Raw genomic sequence first — 24,369 nt, 5'->3', positions numbered from 1 at the left:
TGCTGAGCAAGGAACGGCGCGCAATCACGGACTCTATGGCGGCGGCTCCTCGGGGTCGAGAAGACGGTGGTCGAGGGCGTGGAGTTTGAGGAGGAACTCGTCGGCACGGTCAGGCTGGTGGCCTATGTCCGGCCGACGTCGAGGGCGGCGTCGCGGTGCGGATTGTGTGGCCGCAGATCCGGGCGTTACGACGCTGGTGAGGGACGCCGGCGGTGGCGTGGCCTGGACTTCGGGGAGGTGATGGTCTTTCTCGAGGCCGACGCGCCACGGGTCCGGTGCGGGGTCCACGGAGTGGTCGTGGCGGCGGTGCCGTGGGCTCGTCACAACGCTGGTCATACCCGCGGGTTCGACCAGCAGGTCGCCTGGCTGGCCACCCAGGCGTCGAAGACCGCGATCACGGTGTTGATGCGGATCGCGTGGCGCACTGTGGGAGCGATCATCACCAGGTTCTGGGCAGACACCGCGGCTGCGGTCGATGCGTTCGCTGGGCTGCGGAAGATCGGTGTCGATGAGATCTCCGTGCGCCACGAGGCGCTGTTGTTTCGGATGGAGGTGAGAGACCTTCATCGCCTGGTTGTCGTAGTGGCTGGGTGAAGCTGGCGGCAGCCTGAACCGGGAGGCGCCGGTGAGGGTGGGAGCAGCCGCGGTGAAGTCAGGGCGGTTCGGTACTACCGGACGGGGCCGTGCCTGGTGAGCGAGAGGGGAAGGTGTACGCGAGGAACCGGTGTCGTAAAGCCTCTTGATCGTCGCCCAGCTCTAACCCGGTGGATTCGGGCTGGTCAGCGGTGCGTACCCCGTCCGGGACGGCGCCAGCCAGGCGCTGGGACCGACGGGGAACTACCGGAACGGTGCGGAGTGTCGCGTCCGGTAGGTCGTGGTGTGGGCCTACGGCGTCCGCGGAGCAATCCGTGGATGTAACCACGACGAGGCCGCAGGGGCAAAGCCGGGCACCTCACCCCTCGACCGAACAACAGTGAACGTGGGAACCGTCTGCATCTGTTCCCGCGGCCGTCAGCAGTCCTGGCGGTCCGGGATAGGCACGTCGTCTGCTGAAGGGCGTAGATGGGGCGGAGCCGTCGTAGTACTCCGAGGCCGGGAGAGCCGGTCACATGGGGAAGGGCGGCAGCGAGAGGAAGCAAGGAGGGACTGTGATGTCTGAAGATGCGTCGGTGAATATCGGCGCCGTCCTCGATGCGGGTGTCTGGCCCGAGCCAGACCACGCGTGGTGGGCGGTACGGAGGATGCAGACCAAACTGCACTGCTGGGCGGTCGACGACGTCGACCGCCGGTTTGATGATCTGTACAACCTGGTCTGTGACCCGGCGTTCTTGATGGTGGCGTGGGAACGCGTCGCACAGAACAAGGGGTCGCGGACGCCCGGGGTGGATCGGGCTACTGTGGCCCAGATCCGTTACCGGGATGGGGTGGAGGCGTTCCTGAGCGAGGTCCGCGAGCAGTTGAAGGCGCGGACCTTCACACCGGTTGAGGTGCGGCAGGTGATGATCCCCAAGGCCAGCGGCAAGGTCCGCGCTCTGGGCATCCCGACCGTGACTGATCGGGTCGTGCAGGCCGCCTTGAAACTGGTGTTGGAACCGATCTTCGAGGCGGACTTCGAGCCGTGCTCCTACGGGTTCCGACCGAACCGGCGCGCGCATGACGCGGTCGCTGAGATCCACCACTTCGCGTCCAAGTCGTACAAGTGGGTGTTGGAGGCCGACATCGAGGCGTGTTTCGACATGATCGACCACGTCGCCTTGATGGACCGCGTCCGGCGCAGGATCGGCGACAAACGCGTGCTGGGGCTGGTCAAGGCGTTCCTCAAGGCCGGGGTGATGACCACCACCGGCACCCGCGAGGCGACGCACACCGGCACCCCGCAGGGCGGGATCTTGTCCCCGTTGTTGGCGAACATTGCGTTGTCAGCGCTCGATGAGCACTTCATGACGAAGTGGCGCGAGCAGATGGCCACCGAGGTTCACCGGCAACGGCGCCGCAAGCACGGCGAGGCGAACTACCGACTGATCCGGTACGCCGATGACTTCGTCATCGTCGTGACCGGGGAACGGGAGGATGCCGAGTCGTTGCGTGAGGAGGTGGCGGCCGTGATCGCCCCACTGGGGTTGCGGCTATCGCCGGAGAAGACCCGCGTGGTCCACATCGACCACGGGTTCGACTTCCTCGGTTTCCACATCCGACGGATGCGGAAGCGGGGCAGCAACAAGTGGTTCGTGTACACCAAGCCCTCGGCCAAGGCGATCGCCACGGTCAAGGGCAAGGTGAAGGCGATGACCTACAGAGCGACCCTGCACCGCGAGCCCGGGTATCTCATCGACTACCTCGGCCGGGTGCTACGGGGGTGGGCCAACTACTTCCGACACGGTGTGTCCAAAGCGATCTTCGCCGGGATCGACTCCTACGCGTGGGAGCGGATCACGGCATGGCTACGGAAGAAGCACCGCATCGGGTGGCCAGAACTCCGGCGCAGGTTCTGCCTGCCCGGGACCTGGAGGCTCGCCGTCGATGGTGTCAGGTTCAAGGGCGCAGCCAGCGTCCCCGTAGTCAGGTACCGCTACCGCGGCTACCGCATCCCGACACCGTGGACACCGACAGGCAACGCCGCCTGAACAGCAGCCACCTCGTGGAGAGCCCGGTGCGGTGAGAATCGCACGCCGGGTTCGGCGGGCGGCCCGGGGAAACGGAACGGCAGCAATGCCGCCACCGCGCCCCGGGCCGACCCAACTACAAACGCGGCCACAAGTACCTCACCGTCGTGGTCGACCACGACTCTGGGCGCCTGGTGTGGGCCGCTCCGGGACGCGACAAGGCCACTTTGAACTCGTTCTTCGACGCCCTCGCCGAATCCGGTGTTCTTGCTGGACAGGACCGGTGTTCGCTCATCACTCACGTCACCGCTGACGGTGCGGAGTGGATCAGCGCAGTGGTCGCCGACCGATGCCCGAACGCGGTCCGCTGTGCTGACCCGTTCCATGTCGTGAAGTGGGCGACCGACGCTTTGGACGAGGTCCGCCGCGAAGCGTGGAACCAGGCCCGGGGCGCGGTCCATCAGCGCCGCGCGGGCCGTGCGACCGGCCTCGCCAAAGACCTCAAGGGCGCCCGGTTCGCGTTGTGGAAAAACCCCGAGGACCTCACCCCCGGCCAGACCGCGCAACCGGAGTGGATCGTCAAGACCAACCCCAGGCTCTACCGCGCCTACCTGCTCAAAGAGGGCCTGCGAACCGTGTTCAAGCTGCCGCTGAAGCAGGCCACCGAAGCTTTGGAACGATGGCTGTCGTGGGCACGTCGCTGCCGCATACCCGTCTTCGTGAAGCCCGCCAGGACCATCACCAGCCACCAAGCCTCGATCCTCGCCGCGATCGAGCACGGCCTGTCCAACGGACGCATCGAGTCGGTCAACACAAAGATCCGCCTCATCACCCGCGTCGCGTTCGGGTTCAAGTCACCCGAAGCCCTCATCACCCTGGCCATCCTCAACCTCGGCGGCCACCGCCCCACCCTCCCCGGCCGGAAATGACCCACGGAACAGTCAGGAGAGCCAATAAAGGTGGGCAGCAGCGAGCGCGCGGGTCGCACAGCGACTCGCGTACGTGTGCCTGTGATGGATGCCCACTGCTCGTCCCTCCAGATCAGCCCGGCGATGTTGCCGGACATTCCCAGCGTAGGAGACGTCCAGATGGTCGGCCAAACGACTTTCGCTGAGACTCGGCCGGACGGTGTCCCACCCAGCGGTCAGGGGCCGAGCAGGCCGAGGGGGACGACCTGGACGCCGTCGTCGCGGGTGTAGGCCAGCGAGGTGCCGGTGACGATGACGAGAGCCTTGGGCTTGCGGTTGACGCGGTCGGCGAGTTTGAGCAGCGATGCGGCGGCCTTGTCGATCTCGTTGCGACCGAGTTTGACTTCGACGCCGATCCATTCGCCGTCACGGGTTTCCAGGACGTAGTCGACTTCGAGACGTCCTGCGGCTTCGCGGTAGTGGAAGATCCAGGCTTGGGCAGCCTCGGCGTAGACACGCAGGTCGTGGGCGACGAGGCTCTCGAACAGGAAGCCGGTGGTCTCCAGATCGGTGAGCATCCGGGTCGGGGTCATGCCCAGCAGCGCGGCGGCCAGGGATGGGTCGGCCAACTGTCGCTTCGGCGTGGTGGTCAGCCGCTTCGAGGAGCGGACTGACGGGTCCCAGGCAGGCACTTCGTCAACGACCATCATCCGGCGCAACGCTTCGAGGTAGGGCTCCGCCGCGTAACGGCTCGGCCCTTCGGCGTCGTGATCGTCACGGGCGCGTTTGACGATTGCCGCCAGTGTCGCCGGTTGCGAGATGACTTGGGCGTATGCCTGCAGGAAGCGGCGCACCATGCGGGGATTGCGTTCGGCGCCGGACACCTCGTCGATGTCGTGGTCGATGATGACGTTGAGGTAGCCCTCCAGGAATCGGGTGGCATCGGTCTCGCTGCCACCCACAAGAGCGGGCCAGCCGCCGACAGCGATGTGGTTGAGGTAGTCGCGGATCTCGACCGGCGAGTTCGTTGGGCTGACCGTTGTACCGCTCATCAGACCGGACACCGAGACGGTCGGTGTCGTTGCCTGCTTCTCGGTCAACGTCATGGTCCGCATCCGCAAGGTGCCGAATCTTCCCGCGCCGGAGTGGCGGGGAATGCTGTCGTCGGGAGTGGCTGACCCGGTGAGGATGAACTGGCCGCGTTGCCTGCGGTCGTCCACGGCACGCCTCACGACATCCCAGAGGCGAGGAACACGCTGCCACTCGTCAAGTAGCCGAGGAGGTGTGCCGTCGAGCAGGAGGCGCGGGTCGAGCCCGGCCAACTCGATGGCGGACGGGTCGGAGTCGAGCAGGACCTCGCTCGCTGCTCGCTGGCGAGCGGTCTGTGTCTTGCCGCATCCCTTGACGCCTTCGATGAGGACCGCGCCCATCGCGTCCAACTCCGCTTGGAGAGCAGCATCGGCCAGACGCGGCAGGTACGCCAGCGCTCCATCCTGGGTTTCGACCATCAGAAATCACCTCCTTCAACCAACAAAATACACGGATGCGAACTACAAAATCGCACATCCTGATCGACGTGGCGCGGCGAACAGCTCAGTCTGGCGCACATGACCAGAAAAGCGTTCGGCCAGGGCCATCCTTCGGTGGCAGGCTGGACGAACAGAGTGGGTGACGACGGGAGCGAGAGGGGATGGGCCGGTGGCCGAGAGATTCTTCGGTGTCGACGGTGAGATGTCCAGCAACACCATCGCCGATGGTCACCGGCTGATTCAGATTGGCGTTGCGGTCGATACGACGCCCGACGGCAGTCGTCTCGACGTGCCGGAGTTGTTCGCCTCGCTGGTCGGCTGGTCAGAAGGCGAACTTCCGTGGGATGACCGCGCTGCTTCGATCCATCGCATCCCTCGCGCTGACGTGCTCGCCGCGCCGAGAGCCGACGTCGTGGACGCTCGCCTCCACGATTGGTTGGTCGAGCACGGGGCGCACGAGGACTGGCGTGCCGATCAGGTCATGGTCGGCTTCAACGTCGGTGCTTTCGATGCGCCGTTCATCTCCCAAGCGCTCCCGCGCTCATTCAGTCTGTTCTCCCGTAGATACGGTGATCTCAATCCCTTGTGCTTCGCGCTCGGGCATGCGGTTTCTCTCTCGGGAGGCAGCCCTTCTCCGACCTCGTGGCGTCGTTACCTGCGGCGGGTGGGACTGAGGAAGGTCCAACTGCTGGGGCGGGAAGAAGCCGAGCACGACGCAGGTACCGACGCGCTGCTGGCGCTCGCGGCATGGCGCGAGGTCGAGTCGATCCTGTCCGGGCTCCAAGCGGACGCGGCAAGGCAAAGGCGTGCCGACCGCGAAGAACGGATCGCTGCGGTCGACGGTGCGCGAAGACCTTCCCCATAGCTGAGAGACTCATCCTGACTATGGGGAAGGTCGAGGTTGCTCACTCGCCGCCGTGCCAGTCGCCTGCCACGCCGATCCGCAGACCACTCATGACGTTACCCACGGCAGTACGCCGAGGTCGCGCGGCCCGGCTTCGATCAGCTCGATGACATCGGCTTCGCTGACCGGTCGGCCGCCCCAGGCATCGACACCGACGTTGATCATCCGGCCCTTCTGCCGCCACGAGTCGTGGACATGGCCGCACAGAAGCCACGAGCCGTCGTCGACAACACGCCACGGGGCGAACTTGTCGGAGATGACCTCGCCGTGACGATCCTCCTGGCCCGCCAGTGAGGGGTCGACATACGGGAAGTGCGAGACGTGCACGTCGATGCCGTTGCTCAGCGTGAGTGACGTGTTGGTCAGCACCAGATCAGCGAGCTGGCAGCGCTCGCGGTAGACCTCGACGAACCGCTCGGCGCGCTTGCCGTTGTAGGGGTGGCAGCGATCGTGGTTCCCGGCCACGAGCGTCACGTCGACCGGAATCCGGGCGAGATGTGTGAGCGTGTGGTCGAGCGTGCCGAGTGCCACGTCGCCGAGGTGCCACAGTTCGTCGCCCAGCTCGAACAGGGTCGCGGCGCGGTTCACCAGGTCCACGTTCATGTGGTCGACGTGCGCGTACGGGCGGTCGCAGAACCGGATGATGTTCTGGTGTCCGTAGTGGGTGTCTGAGGTGAAGTACCGCATTACTCAAGCCTGACCGAACCCACCGCCGACGGCGAAGCCATTTTCTCCCGACTCGACGTACCGCACCTGTCGCCCTGCTCACGAGTCCCAGCGCCCGTCCCCGGGCTCCGCCCGCCCGCAAACGAATGGACGCATGCTACCGGTGGTAGTGGCTGCACACCTGTCTCACGAAGACGTGAGAGAGGAGCGGTCGGTGAAGGGTGGCGTGACCCTGTTTCGTGGCACGGGTGCGGCTGAGTGCCGGTATCTGGAGTCGGATCGTTCGACGGCTGATGACTACTACTTGGAGGGCGGCACCGCGCTCGCCGAGTTCACGCTCACCGACTCCTCCGGCGAGGTCGTGGCCGAGCGCTCGCTCACGCCGGAGGAGTACGCCGACTGGGTGGACTGGATCGACCCTGTGACCGGGACTTCGATGGGCACACCGCGCCTCCCGGGTGAGGGGCGGAAGGGTTCGCCCCGGTTCGCGGAGATGGTGGTCAATACCCCGAAGTCCCTGTCGGTGGCCGCGGCTCTGCACTCGGAGGTGTCTGAGGCTCTGGACGAGGCGCAGCGGGACGCGGCTGCTGAGATTCGCCGCTGGCTCTCGGCGCATTCGGTGACTCGGGTGGGGCCGCGTGGGTTGCAGGAGGTGGTGCCGGTCGAGGGTTTGCAGACGGTGGCCGTGATGCACAAGACCTCCCGCGCGGGTGATCCCCACCGTCACATTCATCCAGATCGGCACTCGGGTCCGCGCGGCCGGGAAGTGGCGGGCGTTGGACACGGCGGCGTCGTTCAAGCAGCAGGGCGCAATCCGAGCGCTTGGGACGGCGGTCATCGCCGCGCACCCGAAGTTGGCGGCCGTACTGGATGCCCATGGCCTGACACTCGACCCGGTGACCGGCGAAGTCACCGAGCTGGAGCAGTTCAACGCGGTGCTGTCGAAGCGCGCTGCACAGGTGGAGCGGAACCTCGCCCGCTTCGCCGCCGAGTGGGAGAACGCCCACCCCGGTCAGGAACCGGGGCCGGTCGTGCGGGCGAGGTTGCATGCGAAGGCGTGGGACCACCAGCGCCCGTACATCTTCAAGGCTTGGCTCCCGCACTGGACGGCCGATTTCTACCTCGCTCTGCTGCTCGGCATCGAGATCCTCGGCTGCAACGCCTTCTTCACTGCGGTGTCTCGCCAGCTCTTCGGCATGGCTCGGGCTGGTCAGCTGCCCGCCGCTCGGACGCTGTCCAAGACACGCAACGGCACGCCGTACGCCGCCATCCTGACTGTTGGTGTCTTCACAGCGCTGCCTCTGCTCATCGCCCAGCAGATGTCCGTACTTGCCGGCGGAGCGACAGCCGGGATCTACGTTGCCTACGTGCTGCTGCTTCTGGTCCTGCTGATCGCTCGCCTCAGGGGCTGGCCGAAGCGCGATGCCCCCTTCAAGCTGGGTGGTTGGGGGATCCCAGCCAACCTGATGGCCCTCGTCCTCGGCGCCGCGTCGCTGCTCACGCTGGTGTGGCCTCGTGACGACACCAACCCCGAGGTGTGGGGCATGCGAGCGGCGTACTGGATGGTCGGCATCCCGATCGTCCTCGGCGCCGTGGTCTACCTCGCGCGTGGCGGCGAGCGTGCCGTGGCCAGCGAGTCCGACTTGCTGCAGACCTCGGAGCTGGAGAGCCAGGCTGAAGCAGCCTCGAACCCGCACTTGTCCTAGACTCATGGCCGTTCGTCGACGGATGCGTCGAGTGTCCCGTCTTTTCGGCGGGCACTTCGTTGCGTGGGTGGTGTGCAGCACCGCGAACTGTGCGGGCATGCTGCGGCTGGGTTGGTTTGCCTCGGGCCGAGCCCGGGGCTAGCGCCCCGACATAGGAGCCGACGAAGGGATGCAGACATGCCGATCGATCCGAAGACCACTGCGGTGGTGCTGATCGAATACCAAAACGACTTCACTTCCGAGGGTGGCGTCCTGCATGACGCCGTCTCCGAGGCGATGGACTCGACGAAGATGCTGTCCAAGACCAAGGACGTCGTCGACGCAGCGCGGGCCGAGGGCGACATCGTGATCGAGTGTAAGCGTGGTCTCGACACCTTCGCCAGCACGAACCTCGACTTCATGCTGCGCAGCAAGGGCATCAAGACATTGGTGCTCGGCGGGTTCCTCACGAACTGCTGTGTCGAGTCGACGATGCGGTCGGGCTACGAGAATGGCTACCAAGTGATCGCGCTCAGCGACTGCGTGGCCGCGACGTCGCCCGATGAGCATGAGAACGCACTGAAGTACGACTACCCGATGTTCTCCACTCCGATGCCCGCTGTGGAGTTCATCGACCAGCTCGAAGGCTGAGACCCCAGCAGGGCGAATGCCGGCTCGGTGCGGCGGCGGTCACCGAGCTTCAGGCAGGATGAACGCCGTGCTGCTGACCGTCTCCACCACTCACCACCCGGCGACCGACCTGGGCTACCTCCTGCACAAGCACCCCGACCGCGTGCAGGAGTTCAAGCAGTCGTTCGGCACGGCAACGGTCTTCTACCCCGAGGCCACCGACGAGCGGTGCACCGTCGCGCTGATGCTGTCCGTGGACCCGGTCCGGCTGGCGCGCTCGCGCGCGAAGAACGCTCCCGACTTCAGCCTGGCGCAGTACGTCAACGATCGGTCCTACGCCGCCTCGTCCCTGCTCGGGGTGGCGATGGCCGACGTGTTCAGCACGGCCCGCAGTGGCCGGTGCAACTCCCGGCAGGATCTGGCCGACTCGGCGATCCCGCTCGAGATCGTGATCCCGGTGCTGCCATGCCGTGGCGGACCGGACATCGCGCACCGACTCTTCGAGCCGCTCGGCTGGACGGTCGAGGCAGAGCCCATCCCGCTCGACGATGCCTTCGTCGACTGGGGCGACTCGCGCTACGTTCGCCTCCGCTTGACCGGAGTGGTCAGGCTCGCGGACGCGCTCAACCAGCTGCACGTCCTGCTGCCTGTGCTGGACGAGTCCAAGCACTACTGGCAGGGACTCGACGAGGTCGACAAGCTGCTCCGGTCGGGTGGGGGCTGGCTGGCGAGCCACCCCGATGCCAGCCTGATCACACGTCGCTACCTCGGCCGCCGCGGCAGCCTGACGCGCACCGCGCTCGCACGGCTGGCCGAGCTCGGCGACGACGTGGAGGAGACCCTCGACCCGGTCGCGGACGAGGAGATCGCCCAGCCGGAGGAGAAGCGGGTCCCGCTCAACACCCAGCGGCACGACGCCGTCCACCAGACGCTGCTCGACCTCGGCGCACGGTCGGTGATCGATCTCGGCTGCGGCCCGGGCCAGTTCCTGGACCGTCTGGTCAAGACCCCCACGTTCACCCGAGTTGCCGGCTGCGACGTGTCCACCCGCTCACTCCAGTACGCCGCAAGGCGCCTGCATCTCGACCGGATGAGTGAACGCCAGGCCGCGCGCGTCGTACTCTTCCAAAGCGCTCTCACCTACGAGGACGACCGGTACTCCGGCTTCGACGCCGCCGTGCTGATGGAGGTCGTCGAGCACGTCGACCCGCCCCGGCTCGAAGCACTCGAACGCGTCGTCTTCGGGGCCGCTCGGCCGGGAGCAGTCGTCGTCACGACGCCGAATCGGGAGTACAACGCGCTCTACGACGGGCTCGTCGGTATGCGGCACCCCGACCACCGGTTCGAGTGGAGCCGCAAGGAGTTCGCGGCGTGGAGCGATCGCGTCGCCGCGACGTACGACTATGCCATCGAGCGCCGAGGCATCGGCGAGCACGACGACAACCTCGGTCACCCGACGCAGATGGCGATCTTCACCCGGAGGGAGGGATCCGATGACTGAGACAGCAACCGGGAGTCGGCAAGTCACCGTCCCCGCCATGGGACTCGTCGTCCTCGTCGGCGTCTCCGGGAGCGGCAAGTCCACTTTCGCGCGCGCCCACTTCAAGCCCACCGAGATCGTCTCCAGCGATTTCTGCCGTGGCCTGGTCGCCGACGACGAGAACGACCAGTCGGCCACTCCGGACGCCTTCGACGTCCTCCACTACATCGTCGGCACCCGGCTGCGCCGAGGCCTGCTCACGGTCGTCGACGCCACCAATGTCCAGCAGGCTTCGCGCGCCGCGCTGGTCAAGCTCGCCAAGAGCCACGACGTGCTCGTGGACGCGATCGTCCTCGACGTCCCCGAGTCCCTCGCGATCGAGCGCAATGCGCAGCGCTCTGATCGCAACTTCGGCAGCCATGTGATTGCTCGGCAGCAGCGCGACCTCAAGCGGTCCTTGGGGCGGTTGAAGAAGGAGGGCTTCCGTCGCGTCCACGTGCTCCGGGGCACCGATCAGATCGACGGTGCCGAGATCGTCCGCGAGCGCCCGTGGAACGACCGCACGGACATCCGAGGCCCGTTCGACATCATCGGCGACGTCCACGGCTGTGCCTCCGAGCTGTGCAGCCTGCTCACCGAGCTCGGCTGGACGCTGGAGTACGACGACGGCCGGGCCGTCGGAGCCACCCACCCGGAGGGACGCCGAGCCGTCTTCGTCGGCGACCTCGTCGACCGCGGCCCCGACACCCCCGGTGTGCTCCGCCTCGTCATGGGCATGGTTGCGGCCGGGACGGCGCTCTGTGTGTCGGGCAACCACGAGGCCAAGCTGGTGCGTGCCCTCAAGGGCGCGAAGGTGACCGTCTCGCACGGACTGGCCGAGTCGCTCGAGCAGCTCGGCAACGAGTCCGAGGACTTCCAGAAGGCGGCGTTGTCCTTCATGGACGGGCTGATCAGCCACTACGTCCTCGACGACGGCAAGCTCGTCGTCGCCCACGCCGGGCTGAAGGAGTCCTACCACGGACGATCCTCCGGTCGCGTGCGTGCGTTCGCGCTCTACGGCGACACGACCGGCGAGACCGACGACTACGGCCTTCCGGTTCGCTATCCGTGGGCCCAGGAGTATCGCGGTCAGGCGATGGTCGTCTACGGACATACCCCGGTGCCCAAGGCCGAGTGGATCAACAACACCATCTGCCTCGACACCGGCGTCGTCTTCGGCGGCGAGCTGACCGCACTCCGCTACCCCGAGCGGGAGATCGTCTCCGTCCCGGCAGAGCAGGAGTGGTACGAACCGGTCCGCCCGCTCGTCCCGACCTCGGCGGACCGGGAACCCTCGGTCCTCCAGATCAGTGACGTCGCGGGCACCCGCTGGTTGGAGACGACCCACGCCGGCAAGGTGAAGATCCCCGAGGAGAGCGCCGCCGCGGCCCTGGAGATCATGAGCCGCTTTGCCGTCGACCCGCGCTGGCTCGTCTACCTCCCGCCCACCATGTCACCGGTTGCTACTGCCAAGCTCGACGGCTACCTCGAGCACCCCGAGCAGGCGTTCGAGGAGTACGCCGGCTGGGGCGTCACCCGGGTCGTCTGCGAAGAGAAGCACATGGGCTCCCGTGCTGTTGCGGTCATCACCGCGGACACCGATGCTGCCGAGCGCCGCTTCGGAGTCGCCGATGGCAGCACCGGCGTGATCTACACCCGCACCGGACGGCCCTTCTTCGCCGACATCAGCGAGCTCGTCGACCGGCTGCGGGTGGCCGCAGCCCCGCTGTTCGAGTCGCTGGACACTGACTGGCTCGCCCTCGACTGCGAACTTCTGCCGTGGTCTGCCAAGGCCCTCGACCTGGTCAAGGCGCAGTATGCCTCGGTCGGGGCCGCCGCGCGGCACGTGCTGCCCGAGGCGATCACCGTGCTCGAGCAGGCCGCGTCCAGGGGCCTCGACGTCGGCGGTCTCATCGACCGGTCGCAGCAGCGGCTGGCGAACGCGGAGGCTTTCCGCGACGCGTATGCGGCGTACGTCGCCCCCACCGACGGGCTCGACGGCGTTACGCTCGCCCCGTTCCAGATCCTCGCCGCCGAGGGCCGCGCGCTCGCACTCACCGAACCCCACGAGTGGCACCTCGCCGAGCTCGCCAAGCTCGACGGCAGCCTCATCACGCCCACTCGGCACCGCTTCGTCGACCTTTCGTCGGCCGACGAGCGCGAGGCAGCGACCCAGTGGTGGCTCGACCTGACCGCCAGCGGGGGAGAGGGCATGGTCGTCAAACCGGCCCACCTCACCGAGGGGCGCATCCAGCCCGGGATCAAGGTCCGCGGCCGGGAGTATCTGCGGATCATCTACGGCCCCGACTACACCGACTCCCTCGACGTGCTCGGTGAGCGCCACCTCGGCAAGAAGCGGCAACTCGCCCAGCGCGAGCACGGCCTCGGACTCGCCGCGCTGACCGCCTTCGTCGACCACGAGCCGTTGTGGAAGGTGCACCAGTCGGTCTTCGCGGTTCTGGCACTGGAGTCGGAACCCGTCGATCCGCGCCTGTAGTTCAATAGAGCGGTGGTGGCGCAGGTCCAAGAGATGGGGACGGCGCGGCTCGTGGGCGGGGGCGGCGTCTCGCGTTCCGGGCAACGCCGCGGATGAGTGCGTCGCATCTCTTCCTCGCCGCCGCCGTGACCGGCTACATCGCTATCGGCATCCGCTTCGAGGAGCGCGACCTCCGGCGCACCTTCGGAGCGGCGTACGACGACTATGCGACACGCGTCCCCGCTCTCCTCCCGTGGCACCTCCGCGGTCGGCCGGCGGAGTAGACGTACTGACCGTCATCTGACGAGGTGGTCTGGCCGGCTCGTCGAGCTAGGGAGCCAGGTGGGCCAGCCCGACCTGCTCGATCACATTGGCGCCGACATAGAGGCCGTTGCGGGCCCGGATCGCCTCCCCGGTGGCGGCTGCCCGCCTCCGGACGGTCTGGTCGGTCAGCAACCGATCGACCGCGCCCAGCAGCTCCTCGTCGGTGAAGCCGTAGGTCGAGAGGCGGATCCCATAGCCGGTCTCGTCCACGCGCTGAGCGTTGTCGTATTGGTCCCAGAACAGCGGAAGCACGATCATCGGCTTGCCGAAGTGGAGGGACTCAGTGGTGGTGTTGTTCCCACCGTGGCTGATCACCAGGTCGACGAGGGGGAGGACGTTCGTCTGCGGCACGATCGGGGCGCCGACCATGTTGTCGGCCAGGCGGATCTCGTCGGCCCGGGGCCCCATGCTCACGAGGACCCGGTGCTCGGTGGTGCCAAGCACGTCGATCAGGCGCTGCATCAGCCCGATGTCGGCGCTGCCCAAGGAGCCGAGTGACAGATAGATCAGTGCCGACCCGTCCGGCCGGTTGGCGAGCTCGGCCGGCAGGGTGAAGTCGGCGTCGGTCTCGCGCAGGCTGGAGTCCATCCGATGCCAGGTGGGACCCAAGGGGCGAGCGGCGACGTAGTCGAGCTCCTCAGGGAAGACGTAGAGGTTCGCCACCTCTGAGGTGTGCACGAAGTCGCGCTCGGGCAGCGGGGGAGCGCCCTGCTCCTGCATCCAGGCGTCGTACGCCGCCCAGGTCTCGTGGTGGGTTCGATCGAACTCCGCGAGGAACTCCGCCCAGCCACTGCGGTCCGCAGCCGCGTATCCGGAGAAGACCGGCGGGATGTCCGCGCCGCGCACCTCCAACGGATTGCAGGAGACGATGCGCACGAATGGGGCGCCCGAGGTGAGCAGGGCCGGGAAGCTGATCACGTTGTCCTCGACGAGGACATCGGGTCGGTGCTCGGCGATGGTGGCCTTCAGCTGCGGCTCGACGTACTTCGCGCCGTCGATCAATGCCTGGTAGGTGGGCTGGACGAACGAGCGCAACTGCTCAATCGTGGGCTTGCGGAACTCCGGCGCGGTTTCGTTGATGAAATCGATCCAGAACTGGCCGGCTGCTTCCTCGGTCGCATCCGGGTCCGGCTCGGCGAGGTCGACCAGTGCTTCCACGAAACCGAGTGGCGCGAGTTTCCCTTCCCAGGAGCGTTCGGCAGCAAAGACGATCTTGTGGCCACGGTCGTACAGCACCTTGGCCAGCCCGATGCACTGGTTGGTGGGCCCGTGGGCGGACTCGGGCATGAACAGCACGGTCAGGCTCTGGCTCATCGAGCGTCCTCCGGCACCGACATACCCAGAGTCTTGCACTCCTGGTCATCGGACGGCCCTCGTGTTCCTTGGCCGCGGGCATCACTGGATGTCGACGGTGGGGTCACCTGGCCCGTCAGGATGGAGCAGGTCGTAGGCGCGGGAGAGCTTCTTGGGCACGACCATCCGCCACGCATCGACGACCAGCTCGCGGGCTTCGGTCGGGTCCAGCGCCGCGAGGTTCGACTCGACCCAGTTGAAGCGCATGTCGGAGGCCGAGGGCATCAGGAACTTGTGGGGCTCGCTCTCGACGAGAGCCTCACGCTCCTCCTTCGGGAACCCGAAGCCCATCATCGCCTCATCGCGTGAGAACGCGACGTAGACGATCTGCTTGACGCGGAACTTCAATCGGCCGCGCACATACACGGGGTACGACCGCTCGAGCTCACTGCCCAGCGGCAGGACATCCTCCAACACCGCCATCCCCCGAGTCTTGCACCCGAGGACGTCGCGGGCCGACTGGGTTCTTTCCGCTGCCAGTAGTGCTCCTCGAACCAGGTCAGCATCTCGGGGTGAGTGATCGACTACGACGCCGGGCGCTGGTACGACGAACAGTGGCAGGTAGTAGCCACCGTCGGACTCCTCGACGCCGACGACGAGGCTGTGGTCGGCGATCAGGCCGCCGCGGCAGGGGCCGTCATCGTGAGAACGGCTCGGCGGTCCAGCGCATCGCGCGACCGTGGCCGTGAGTCTCGGCGACCATCTGCCCGTCGATCCCGAGCACGAACGTCTGCCTGTCGGCAGGGATCGCCGGTCCGGTCGCGGTGATCGAGGGCAGGACATTCTTTCCCTCGTTGCTCACCCAGTGACACTCACCTTGAGCAACCAGTTGCCGCATCATCGCGTCGAACCGGAGCCGGTCGGTTGGTTCTAGGTAGGCGATGACGGCGCTGTGAAACACGACCACGGTCCCGAACCCCCGAGCGATCTCGACTTGTCCGGTCAGCTCCTCCAGCAGGTCGCCACGAACGAGATGGGGAGGTGCGGCACTGGCGATCTCGATCGCGTGGGCGAGAGTCACTAGTCGTCTCTGTTGTTCTGGCCAGACCAACTGCGCCAGCCAGGCCATCTGGTCGGCGTCTCGTACGTCGAGAGGGCTGATGTCGATCCCGCCCCGCCATGCGATCTCCGGAAGTCTCGGTGGGAGTGGAACCGGGCCCGAGACTCGGCAGGGGAGGACCGGATCGCCTCCGAGGGATGTGATGTCGGATTCTGACTCCCATCTATACCCCCATCGATCTGGGAAGAGGCACAAGCCCGCAGAGGCGCCGACCTCGACGAGCGCCAGGGGGCCGGGGACCTGAGCGAATGCCGGGACGAGCGTGGCCAGGCGGCCGACCTCGTTGGTCTGAGTTGCTCTTCTCAAGATCGTCGCTCGGATGGCACCGTCGTCGCGCAGTAGTGCCTCGCGCAGATTCGAATACGGCCCGGGTGCTGGGACGCCGTGCCAGCGTGCCGCGGCGAAAACGAGGTTGGGTTGCTGCTTGGGCCCTGGCAGGGATGCGACCCACGCGCTGACCTCAGGATCATCCGCTAGGTGAGTAGCCCACTCGGCGAAGGTCGGAGAGTCCGGAGCGGCGTACGCCGCGAAGCTGAGGTAGGACTCCGCGACGTCGGCATAAGGCTCCATCAGTCACGAGGATACGAGGCGCTCACGGTGGCAGGGCTGGTGGTGCGTGGCTGTGGTAGGTGTGGCCGGTGGGGGTGGTGATCTGGACGGTGTGGTGTCCTGGTCGGGGATCGGTGACGTGGCTGGTCCAGCCGGGGGTCTCCTTGGTTTGGTTGTGCGCCGCGCAGAGGCCTTGACCGTCGGCGATGGTGGTTGGTCCGCCGGCGGCGACGGGGACCACGTGGTCGGCGTGGGCGATGGGGGCGTCGCATCGGGGGTGTCGACAGTGCTGGTCACGGGCGTGGATGACGCGCAGCTCGGGTCCGCTGTAGAACCGTTTGCGGGCCCGGTCGACGGTGGTGACCACGTCGGTGGCGGGGTCGGTGAACCAGCGGCGGAGCCATACCGGTGCGTCGGGCTGGGTAGCGAGGTCTCGCGCGGTCGATGCGGGGCAGGGTGTGTTGGTGTGGGTGAAGCGTCCGGGCTGCTCGGAGTTGCCGAGCAGGGCGTCGGGAGTCAGCACTAGGCCGATCTCGACCGGGACTGCGGTGGCGGTGGTCTGGCCGGTGAGGCGTTCGACCATGAGGTCGGCCATGATCTGGCGGGTGGTGCGTTGGTCGCCGCCGGCGTGGATGGCTTCGGCTGACTTCTTCAGGTTGGCGTAGCAGGCGACGCCTTGGCCCATCGGCACCAGTGCGGTCAACCAGGCCATCGATTCTGGTGCGGGACGCACTGAGACTCGCCGCTCGGACTCAGCGTGCGCGCGGCGGCGCACGACCGCCTCGACGTCGAGGCGGGCAGCAGCGGCCTGGGCTGCGGCGACCACACGGCGGGGTGTCATCGACGTCACCGGCGGCTGTATCAGGTTGCCGTGGTCATCGAGGCGGGTGGCGCACAGCAGTGCGTCGACCCGGCCGCGGCCTTCGCGGGTCAGGCATGCGGTCTCGCGGACCAGCAGGGTCGCGGTCCACTCGCTGATCTCCCCGCCGGTGAGCAGGACCTGGGTGTGTGGCATCTCGCGAGTCAACGCGGCCGCCAGGCCGAGCCGCCGCGAGCCTTGTGAGGCTGGTAGCGCGCAGGCCAACGCGACCTGGTCGCCGATCCCGCGGCCTAGCCGCCGAGCCGGCACACCCGCCGCACGCTGCTGCTCGCGTTGGGAGGCAGCGAAGGTGTCGGTGATCCTGGCCTGTGCCGCGGCAGTGGCGGCCTTGACCCGCTCCAGCAGCGCGAGCTGCTCGATCCGCACCGCATCCGGATCGGGCCCAGGATCGGCACCGGTATCGGTGGGCCGTCCATCCAGATCAGCGAGGTCGGCCATCATCGCGCGCAGCGACGCCACCCCGGGGTCCAACCCCATCGCGTCGGCTTGCTCGACCGTTCCTGCTGCCATACATGTCACTCAACACGTGACCACCGACAGCCAGGCCCTGGATCCGGGAGTTACCCACAGGATTCAGATAACGAAACGATAACGATCGCTTGAGCGCCGACGGTTGGCGGCCACGCGCGATTGGCCGGGGCGGTGATCACGGTTCGGTCCGTCGAAGAGGGACGGGACGCGGCTCGGGGTTGTGTCGGACGCCGCCGATACGTTCCAGATGTGACCGACACGAACCACGGTGGGACACCCACCGACACCCCGCGTGAGCCGAACACCGCGAGCCATGACCCCGACGCAGCCTGGGAGGAGTTCGAGGGCAACCTCGCCGCCTACCTGGCCACGATGGTCGACCCGGAGGAGGGCGATCACTTGTTGGTCGAGCTCACGGATCCGACTCCCTTCGACGGCGCCGGCTGTGCGCCGTACGCCCAATTCGCCTCGTTCGGTGACGGGGAGGCGATCCGTGCGGAGATCTCCGGCAACGCCCACCTGCGGCCGCGGCACCAGTTGGATCCTGCGGGTTGTGAGTTCCTCGATCTGATGGGTTGGTCGGGCAACGACGCTGCCGGCGACGCCGACGAGCAGAACTGGTTTGCCATGTGCCCGATCGCGGATGTCGGCCAGATCGCTGCCGAGGTGGTGATCGCGCTGCGGCACTACTTCGGCATCGCCCACCCGCACCTGTTGACCTACGACGCATGGGGGCCCGCAGCGGAGGGTGCCGGTCTGCTCGGCCTGTGTGCTACCTCGGACGTCCCGGCTGATGAGCCGACCGCACCGCGGACGGCTCCGGGCAGGGTGCGGCGGCCGGTGCTCGAGCAGATGGCCATCAAGGCTGCTGATCACGACGAGTTGCGCGACCTGGTCAGGCGACTGCTCGGGGAGAAGTACGACGACGAGCCGACCGTCGACGACGACGGCGACTTCGTCCTCGAGCACATGGGGCAGCCGGTCTGGATCCGCGTGCTTGTCAACCAGCCGGCTGTCGAGATCATGGCCCGGGTCGCCCATGGAGTGCGCTCGCGTCGCGGGACCGCCGTCGAGCTTGGGCTGCTCAACCGGGACAACCTGTGGGTGCGCTGGACCCTGCGCGATCGTGCGGTGTGGCAGGGCCTTGTGCTGCCGGCGCACCCGTTCGTGCGCCGATACCTGTGGTGGGTCTAGCTCACCCGCCAGGTCCGCCATCGGTACGGCGGTTATCCACATCCCTGCGCGAGCAGGGATGCAGCAACGCCTTGGCCGAGGCAGGATCCCTCTCATGAAGAAGCCAGTCGCCACCATCGCTGCGGCCCTGATCCTCGGCGGCACCGCAGTGATCTCGGCTGGTGTCGCACCGGAGCCCAACCCGCCGCGCACGCCGTGGTGGATGCGCACTCCGTGCGCCTACGAGGACTCGGCGAACTGCTACTGGAACGCAGGTGAGCAAGGCGACGGCCAAGGCCACTCGTTCTACGTCCGCAAGTTTCCCCACCGCACCTGCTGGATGTATGTCCAGAGGGCCTACGCCAAGAAGCATGACCACTGCGAGGCCCACAGGAAGGGCCGGGTGTAGGCGCCCTGCCCTGGTCTCGCTTGCCCCGGTTGGGGCGCACCCAATGGCGCGCTGCTGTGAACCCCGCTGCTCCCTTTCGGACCGGTACGGTGACGCCATGTCAGAGGACGCCGCCCCTACCCGCGGTCTTCGCTGGGTGCTCGCGGTGGTCGGCCTGGCCGCCTTGGGCGTCGTCACTTTGCCGCTGGCTGCTGCCATCTTGGACCGTTGGGACGAGAACCTGATCTTGCCGGCGCACCTCCTGGTGATGGTGCTGGCCGGCGCGCTGGCCTGGCTCGCGATTCCCGGCTTGGCAAGAACCGGCACCTCGCGGGGCCGCCGTGCCTTGGTAAGTGGTGCCGTTGGCCTAGTGATGGCCCTCGTCGCGGTGGGGTTGTTCTTCCTGCTTCTGAACGGCTTCAGCGGCGCCTAACCTGTACGGGCCGATCGGCTCGTGCCGCCCCAATCCGAGGAGCTATGCCCCTCCCTACAGTTTTACCGCCGGGCTAAGGCGCCGGGAATGAAACGGCCGCAGGGGGATTCTGGGACCTGGCCGTCCTCCATGACTACCTGGCCGCGAACCAGCGTCATGACCGGCCAACCCACGAATCGACGTCCCTCGAACGAGCTGTACCCGACGTACGACTTGACGTGCTCGGGACCAAGGATGACCTCGCGTTCCATATCAACGAGGACAAGGTCGGCGTCATAGCCTGGCTCGAGAAGGCCCTTGCGTGGCCGGAGACCGAAGATATCGGACGGGTTGTAGGAGGTGAGCCGCACCACGTCGGGCAAGGTGAGGGCACCCCGGTTCACGGCGTCGAGTGCAAGTGGCAGCATCTCTTGAACTTGCGGGATGCCGTCGTAGGCATGCCAAATGTTGTCTTGACCCTGGAGCCTGGCCTCTTTGGTCCACGCCGCATGATCCGAGGAGAGGATGGAGACGCTTCCGTCCCGTAGCAAAGGCCAGAGTGCCTCGACTTCGGCGGGGTCTCGGACTGGTGGTCCTGTCTTGACCCAAGAGCCACGCTTTGCGAGATCGACAGTGCTTAACCATAGGTTGCGGGGGCAGACCTCTGCGTAGATCTCCGCGCCGCGATCTCGTGCGTGACGTGTGTGTTTCACTCCCTCTGCCGTGGACATGTGGGCGACAACAACTCGGGTACCTATCCGACTGGCAAGGTAGGTGATGCGTCGTACTGCTTCATTCTCAGAGAGTTTGGATCGGTACTCCTCGTGAGCCAGTGGATCCTTCCTGCCCGCAGCGAGTAGGCGCTCGCGATTGCGGGAGAGGATCGCTTGGTTTTCGGCGTGCACGATAAGGGTTGCATTGAGCCGCTTCATGATGGTCAGGACGTCGACCAGTTGAGCATCGTTGAGGTGCGGGAAGTGTGGATCTGTTGACACCATCAGGACCTTGACCCCGGTCACACCCCGCTCATACAGCGCCGGCAAGGTGTCCGCTGCGGTGTGTGCGGTGAGTCCGGTGACGCCACCGTGCAGCCCGTAGTCAACGAAGCAGCGACCTTCTGCGTAGCCCCTCCGGTAGTCAAAGTGGTCGACGCTGTCGAGCGGCGGGGTGTCCCACGGCATGAGCAGTACCGTGGTCACCCCGCCAGCTGCGGCAGCCCGTGTGCCGGTCTCGAGCGGTTCCGCCAGGATGTTCGCGTCCTCGCAGAAGTGGGTATGCGCATCGATGACTCCAGGAAGGACTACTCGCCCGGTCGCATCGATCTCGCGCCGCGCCGATGGCATGGCGGAGCGATCACCAACGGCGACAATCACGCCACCGTCGATTGCGAATGATGTCTGCGAGACGCCCTCAATTGACGCGACTTCCGCATTCTCGATGACCAGGTCGACCGGCAACGAACTGAATCCTTTCCTAGAGGGTCACTTTTCCTTGACACCGATGCGGGGGTGCGGGCGGGGGCCGAGGCTGATGCCGGCCGCGATCAGGATCTCGTCCGCGCCCGGACCGTCTGGAACGTAGATCTGCACTGTCTGGTGGAATGCAGCGAGGGCAGCATCGTGGCGGTTCTTGAGCGGGATATCCAGGCTGGACCCAGCTGGCCCGCGCTTCTCGACGGACGGAATCATGGCGTCACCTCCTCCGAGGAGATCGCGAACGGTCCCGCCGAAGTCCATGTTGTGGATGATCGCAGATCCATGCTCGATTTCTCCGTTGAGGCCGACGAGTGCGGCCTTGCCGAAGCAGGCAGTCTCGATCGAATCGAGCCCAAAGCCGATGGCATTGAGGGCGCGGGGCACGAGGAGTTCGGCCAGAGCCTTGGAGTACTGCGCACGAAGCGGCGTGAGGTCCTCGGTGAATCCACCCGCGAATGGATTGTCGATGATGGCCGCTCCGACAGCCGCCCGACATGGTCCCTCTACATTCTGGCCGCCCTCGATGAGAGTTTCCTCGACGAAAGTGAAGACCTTTCGAATCACTGCGATTCTCCGTTCTTGTTGTTGTGTGGTGTGCGGCGCACCAACCGTCCTGCAGGTGCGCCGACGATCTGGTTGTTTTCCATGACGAGCTGGCCGCGCACGAACGTCATCACCGGCCATCCCTTGATTTCTCGACCCTCAAAGGCGCTGTAGCCGACGTAGGCCTTGATCAGGTCAGAGGTGAGCGTCTCCGTGCGTTCCATGTCGACGACGACGAGGTCAGCGTCGTAGCCGGGTTCCAGAAGGCCCTTGCGTGGTCGAAGACCGAAGATGCGGGAAGGGTTGTAGGAGCTCAGGCGTACGACGTCAGCGAGGGAGATCCTGCCCCGACTGACGGCATCCAGCGCTAGGGGCAACATCTCTTGTACCGAAGGAATCCCCCCGTCGGCCATCCAGATGTTCTCTTCGCCAGCTTGTTTGTTCTCTTTGGTCCACGCGGCGTGATCCGAGGAGATGATGGAGATGCTTCCATCACGCAGCAAAGGCCAGAGTGCCTCGACTTCGGCGGGGTCTCGGACTGGTGGCCCGGTCTTGACCCAGGGTCCTCGCTCTGCGAGGTCGACCGTGCTGAGCCACAGGTTCCTCGGGCAGATCTCTGCATAGATCTCACTGCCGCGGTCGCGGGCATCGCGGGTGTGGAGCACCCCTTCGGCAGTCGACATGTGCGCAACCACGACCCGGGCCCCCACCTGCTCGGCGAAGTAGGTGAGCCGACGCACCGCTTCGTTCTCCGAGAGGCTGGAGCGAAACTCTTCGTGCGCTAGCGGATCTATCCGACCCTCGGCAACGAGCCTGTCGCGATTCGCCACGATCATCTCGTGGTTCTCGGCATGGACGATCAGAGGCAGGTCAAGGTCCTTCATGATCCGAAGGACACCGACCAGGTCGCCGTCGTCTAGGTGCGGGAAGTGCGGATCGTCGGTGACCATCAACACCTTCACGGCCGTGATCCCGGCCGAGGCGAGCTCGGGCAGGTTGCGCCATGCGTCGCTAGCGGCACTTCCGAGAACGGTCCCGTGGAAGGTGTAGTCGACGTAGCACCGACCCTCGGCGTACTTCCGGCGATACTCGAAGTGCTCGAGACTGTCGATCGGTGGCGTGTCCCACGGCATGAGCAGCACCGTCGTCACGCCCCCGGCTGCAGCAGCCTGCGTCCCTGTCTCGTACGGCTCTGCGAGGATCCCGAGGTCCTCGCAGAAGTGCGTGTGAGCATCAATAGCTCCGGGAAGAATGACCTTGCCGGCAACGTCGATCACCTGCTCGGCCCGCGGCATTGCCCCGGACTCTCCGACCGCGACGATGCGGCCGCCATCGACGGCGATGGACTGCCGCGAGATGCCTTCGACGGTTGCTACCTCTCCGCCCTCAATAATTAGGTCAACTGCCATGAGACGACTGGACCACTCTTTCTGCAACTCGGCCGGATGTGTTCGTTGCGTGACTAAGAATGTTTCGACCCGTTGGCTGCGCGACACGCACTTCGCCCTCGGCGACGACGATCTCTCCGCGCACGATGGTGAAGCGGGGCCATCCCGTCAACTGCATGCCATCGAAGGGCGTGAGTTTGCCCTGACTGTGAAGGTCGCGGGAGTCGACCACCTTGGTCCATTGAAGATCAACGATGGTCAGGTCGCCGTCGGCGCCAGGTGCTATCGAGCCCTTGCAAGGCGACCATCCGAAAAGACGGGACGGGTTGGCGGAGGTGGCTCTCACCAATTGATGCAGATCTAGGTCGCCGCGGTGCACAGCATTCAACAGCGTCGGCACCAGTAGTTCGGCCCCCGAGAATCCGGTGACGCTCGGATGCCAAAGGTCGGCGCGATCGAGCTCTGCTGACTCATGTGGCGCATGATCCGAAACAACGATGTCGACGGAGCCATCGCGAACTCCGGCCCATAGGACCTGCTGGTCTCCTGCTGTTCTCAGCGGAGGAGAGATCGGGGCGAGCCGATGACGGGAATCTATGTCGTGGCGCCCGAAGTAGAGGTAGTGCGGACTGGTTTCGCACGAGACGCGGGTGCCAAGCCCACGAGATCGGCGGATGGAGTTCAGCCCCTCCCCGGAGGAGAGGTGGTTGACGTGTAGTGGCTTCTTGGCACCGTTCGCGAGCGCCAAGAAGCTGGAGATCGAGTGGTTCTCCGCCTCGACCACGCGACTGCCCAGCCAGCGCTCGCGAGCACAATCGGTGGCTCTGATCGTCCGTTCGGCTGAGACCAGCGCCTGGGTCTCGGGAAGGAAGCCGATCGGAGCGGTTGTCGAGGTGGACTTAAGCAGATGGAAGAACTCGCCGGTGTCCGGCGGCTCGGCACCGAAGATCGCGACGTCGGTGAACACGTTGAGTCCGCACGCGCCCGCTGCCAGCATGGCGTCGACCTGTCGAGGCGTGGTTCCATGTTGGATAAGTCCGCAAACGCCATAGTCGACGAAGGAACCCCGCTCCTCGATCTGCTCGAGTTTCGCCCGCAGCGAAGCGTCGTCCACCGGCGGTGGGTCGGTGTTCGGCATGTCAACGATGCTCGTGACGCCACCGACTGCGGAGGCGAGCGACCCAGTCCGGAAGGATTCCTTCCTGGGCATGCCCGGGTCGCGATAGTGCACGTGGGCATCGATCACGCCGGGCAGGACGGTGAGTCCCGGCACGGGCAGAACCACCCGTGCGGACGGAGCCAGCCGGGCTGTGCCGAGGTAGACGATCTTTCCACTCGAGATTCCGACGGAAGCTGCTGCAGCCCAATCGGCGGTCACCACCGTCCCGTCGGTGACGAGGAGGTCGAGCTCAGGCACTGGGCGTCCTATCCTT

20 protein-coding genes and 3 pseudogenes are annotated in these 24,369 nt (G+C 66.3%); 13 read left to right on the top strand and 10 right to left on the bottom strand.

Translation table 11 applies throughout. The features are described 5' to 3' along the window. Positions 1-66 precede the first annotated feature (66 nt). The 3 genes and pseudogenes from QM714_RS08525 to QM714_RS08515 form a co-directional block, all read left to right on the top strand. A pseudogene (locus tag QM714_RS08525) lies at positions 67-591 on the top strand (helix-turn-helix domain-containing protein); the annotation flags it as partial. Positions 592-1,151: 560 nt separating this feature from the next. Then, entirely contained in the window at positions 1,152-2,624 is a 1,473-nt protein-coding gene (gene ltrA / locus QM714_RS08520) for a group II intron reverse transcriptase/maturase (protein WP_415099456.1), read from the top strand. A gap of 113 nt (positions 2,625-2,737) precedes the next feature. Next, positions 2,738-3,532, top strand: a pseudogene (locus tag QM714_RS08515) (ISL3 family transposase); the annotation flags it as partial. A gap of 215 nt (positions 3,533-3,747) precedes the next feature. Here the strand turns inward: QM714_RS08515 and QM714_RS08510 are convergent. Next, a complete protein-coding gene (locus tag QM714_RS08510; protein WP_415099454.1) occupies positions 3,748-5,019 on the bottom strand; it encodes an ATP-binding protein in 1,272 nt (423 codons plus the stop codon). Between the two features lie 190 nt (positions 5,020-5,209). On the opposite strand from QM714_RS08510, the gene QM714_RS08505 reads away from it, so the two are divergent. Then, complete coding sequence (locus tag QM714_RS08505) at positions 5,210-5,905, top strand: hypothetical protein (protein ID WP_415099452.1); 696 nt, start codon at positions 5,210-5,212, stop codon at positions 5,903-5,905. An 87-nt stretch (positions 5,906-5,992) separates the two neighbouring features. Here QM714_RS08505 and QM714_RS08500 read toward each other — a convergent pair whose 3' ends face one another. Continuing rightward, on the bottom strand, positions 5,993-6,631 hold the full coding sequence (locus QM714_RS08500) for a hypothetical protein (protein ID WP_415099450.1): 639 nt from the start codon (positions 6,629-6,631) through the stop codon (positions 5,993-5,995). Between the two features lie 133 nt (positions 6,632-6,764). Between QM714_RS08500 and QM714_RS08495 the strand changes: the two are divergent. The 6 genes and pseudogenes from QM714_RS08495 to QM714_RS08470 form a co-directional block, all read left to right on the top strand. Continuing rightward, positions 6,765-7,283: pseudogene (locus QM714_RS08495) on the top strand (relaxase domain-containing protein); the annotation flags it as partial. Positions 7,284-7,320: 37 nt separating this feature from the next. Then, the gene (locus QM714_RS08490; protein WP_415099448.1) at positions 7,321-8,316 is read left to right on the top strand and encodes an amino acid permease; all 996 of its coding nucleotides are present in this window, start codon (positions 7,321-7,323) and stop codon (positions 8,314-8,316) included. Positions 8,317-8,493: 177 nt separating this feature from the next. Further along, entirely contained in the window at positions 8,494-8,946 is a 453-nt protein-coding gene (locus QM714_RS08485; RefSeq protein WP_415099446.1) for a cysteine hydrolase, read from the top strand. Between the two features lie 58 nt (positions 8,947-9,004). Beyond that, positions 9,005-10,426 carry a 3' terminal RNA ribose 2'-O-methyltransferase Hen1 gene (locus QM714_RS08480; RefSeq protein ID WP_415099444.1) on the top strand — a complete coding sequence of 474 codons (1,422 nt, stop codon included), beginning with the start codon at positions 9,005-9,007 and terminating at the stop codon, positions 10,424-10,426. Next, the gene (locus tag QM714_RS08475) at positions 10,419-12,941 is read left to right on the top strand and encodes a polynucleotide kinase-phosphatase (protein ID WP_415099442.1); all 2,523 of its coding nucleotides are present in this window, start codon (positions 10,419-10,421) and stop codon (positions 12,939-12,941) included. Before QM714_RS08480 ends, QM714_RS08475 begins: the two co-directional genes overlap by 8 nt. 92 nt (positions 12,942-13,033) lie before the next feature. Next, positions 13,034-13,204 carry a methyltransferase family protein gene (locus QM714_RS08470; RefSeq protein ID WP_415099440.1) on the top strand — a complete coding sequence of 57 codons (171 nt, stop codon included), beginning with the start codon at positions 13,034-13,036 and terminating at the stop codon, positions 13,202-13,204. A 46-nt stretch (positions 13,205-13,250) separates the two neighbouring features. On the opposite strand, the gene QM714_RS08465 is transcribed toward QM714_RS08470, so the two are convergent. The 4 genes from QM714_RS08465 to QM714_RS08450 form a co-directional block, all read right to left on the bottom strand. Then, positions 13,251-14,558: a glycosyltransferase gene (locus tag QM714_RS08465; protein WP_415099438.1), complete on the bottom strand. Its 1,308-nt coding sequence runs from the start codon at positions 14,556-14,558 to the stop codon at positions 13,251-13,253. Positions 14,559-14,639: 81 nt separating this feature from the next. Then, positions 14,640-15,020, bottom strand: coding sequence for an MmcQ/YjbR family DNA-binding protein (locus QM714_RS08460; RefSeq protein ID WP_415099436.1), 381 nt, complete (start codon positions 15,018-15,020; stop codon positions 14,640-14,642). A gap of 214 nt (positions 15,021-15,234) precedes the next feature. Then, positions 15,235-16,227 carry a DUF2332 domain-containing protein gene (locus QM714_RS08455; protein WP_415099434.1) on the bottom strand — a complete coding sequence of 331 codons (993 nt, stop codon included), beginning with the start codon at positions 16,225-16,227 and terminating at the stop codon, positions 15,235-15,237. Between the two features lie 22 nt (positions 16,228-16,249). After that, positions 16,250-17,596 carry a DUF222 domain-containing protein gene (locus QM714_RS08450; RefSeq protein WP_415099432.1) on the bottom strand — a complete coding sequence of 449 codons (1,347 nt, stop codon included), beginning with the start codon at positions 17,594-17,596 and terminating at the stop codon, positions 16,250-16,252. 210 nt (positions 17,597-17,806) lie between these two features. Here QM714_RS08450 and QM714_RS08445 point away from each other — a divergent pair, with 210 nt between their 5' ends. From QM714_RS08445 to QM714_RS08435, 3 genes are all read left to right on the top strand, one after another. Beyond that, positions 17,807-18,751 (top strand): TY-Chap domain-containing protein, encoded by a 945-nt coding sequence (locus tag QM714_RS08445; RefSeq protein WP_415099430.1) that lies wholly within the window; start codon positions 17,807-17,809, stop codon positions 18,749-18,751. Between the two features lie 94 nt (positions 18,752-18,845). Next, a complete protein-coding gene (locus tag QM714_RS08440) occupies positions 18,846-19,139 on the top strand; it encodes a hypothetical protein (RefSeq protein WP_415099428.1) in 294 nt (97 codons plus the stop codon). A gap of 97 nt (positions 19,140-19,236) precedes the next feature. Further along, positions 19,237-19,551: a hypothetical protein gene (locus QM714_RS08435; RefSeq protein WP_415099426.1), complete on the top strand. Its 315-nt coding sequence runs from the start codon at positions 19,237-19,239 to the stop codon at positions 19,549-19,551. Between the two features lie 62 nt (positions 19,552-19,613). Here QM714_RS08435 and QM714_RS08430 read toward each other — a convergent pair whose 3' ends face one another. From QM714_RS08430 to QM714_RS08415, 4 genes are read right to left on the bottom strand one after another with little or no spacing between them, the layout of a single operon-like run. Continuing rightward, on the bottom strand, positions 19,614-20,987 hold the full coding sequence (locus QM714_RS08430; RefSeq protein ID WP_415099424.1) for a dihydroorotase: 1,374 nt from the start codon (positions 20,985-20,987) through the stop codon (positions 19,614-19,616). Between the two features lie 24 nt (positions 20,988-21,011). After that, a complete protein-coding gene (locus QM714_RS08425) occupies positions 21,012-21,569 on the bottom strand; it encodes an amino acid synthesis family protein (RefSeq protein ID WP_415099422.1) in 558 nt (185 codons plus the stop codon). Beyond that, positions 21,566-22,957, bottom strand: coding sequence for a dihydroorotase (locus tag QM714_RS08420; RefSeq protein ID WP_415099420.1), 1,392 nt, complete (start codon positions 22,955-22,957; stop codon positions 21,566-21,568). Before QM714_RS08420 ends, QM714_RS08425 begins: the two co-directional genes overlap by 4 nt. Then, positions 22,947-24,353, bottom strand: coding sequence for a dihydroorotase (locus QM714_RS08415; protein WP_415099418.1), 1,407 nt, complete (start codon positions 24,351-24,353; stop codon positions 22,947-22,949). Before QM714_RS08415 ends, QM714_RS08420 begins: the two co-directional genes overlap by 11 nt. Between the last annotated feature and the right edge of the window lie 16 nt (positions 24,354-24,369).

The sequence above is a fragment of the Nocardioides sp. genome, from assembly GCF_047602075.1.
Lineage (GTDB): Bacteria > Actinomycetota > Actinomycetes > Propionibacteriales > Nocardioidaceae > Nocardioides.
The sequence above is the reverse complement of the archived record's forward strand: the minus strand, read 5'-3'. Positions and strand labels throughout refer to the sequence as shown.

Coding starts and splice junctions, on each gene's coding strand:
- ltrA (WP_415099456.1), top strand. CDS start 1,152: ATGTCTGAAGATGCGTCGGTGAATATCGGCGCCGTCCTCGATGCGGGT.
- QM714_RS08510 (WP_415099454.1), bottom strand. CDS start 5,019: ATGGTCGAAACCCAGGATGGAGCGCTGGCGTACCTGCCGCGTCTGGCC.
- QM714_RS08500 (WP_415099450.1), bottom strand. CDS start 6,631: ATGCGGTACTTCACCTCAGACACCCACTACGGACACCAGAACATCATC.
- QM714_RS08485 (WP_415099446.1), top strand. CDS start 8,494: ATGCCGATCGATCCGAAGACCACTGCGGTGGTGCTGATCGAATACCAA.
- QM714_RS08480 (WP_415099444.1), top strand. CDS start 9,005: ATGAACGCCGTGCTGCTGACCGTCTCCACCACTCACCACCCGGCGACC.
- QM714_RS08475 (WP_415099442.1), top strand. CDS start 10,419: ATGACTGAGACAGCAACCGGGAGTCGGCAAGTCACCGTCCCCGCCATG.
- QM714_RS08470 (WP_415099440.1), top strand. CDS start 13,034: ATGAGTGCGTCGCATCTCTTCCTCGCCGCCGCCGTGACCGGCTACATC.
- QM714_RS08465 (WP_415099438.1), bottom strand. CDS start 14,558: ATGAGCCAGAGCCTGACCGTGCTGTTCATGCCCGAGTCCGCCCACGGG.
- QM714_RS08460 (WP_415099436.1), bottom strand. CDS start 15,020: ATGGCGGTGTTGGAGGATGTCCTGCCGCTGGGCAGTGAGCTCGAGCGG.
- QM714_RS08455 (WP_415099434.1), bottom strand. CDS start 16,227: ATGGAGCCTTATGCCGACGTCGCGGAGTCCTACCTCAGCTTCGCGGCG.
- QM714_RS08450 (WP_415099432.1), bottom strand. CDS start 17,596: ATGGCAGCAGGAACGGTCGAGCAAGCCGACGCGATGGGGTTGGACCCC.
- QM714_RS08440 (WP_415099428.1), top strand. CDS start 18,846: ATGAAGAAGCCAGTCGCCACCATCGCTGCGGCCCTGATCCTCGGCGGC.
- QM714_RS08435 (WP_415099426.1), top strand. CDS start 19,237: ATGTCAGAGGACGCCGCCCCTACCCGCGGTCTTCGCTGGGTGCTCGCG.
- QM714_RS08420 (WP_415099420.1), bottom strand. CDS start 22,957: ATGGCAGTTGACCTAATTATTGAGGGCGGAGAGGTAGCAACCGTCGAA.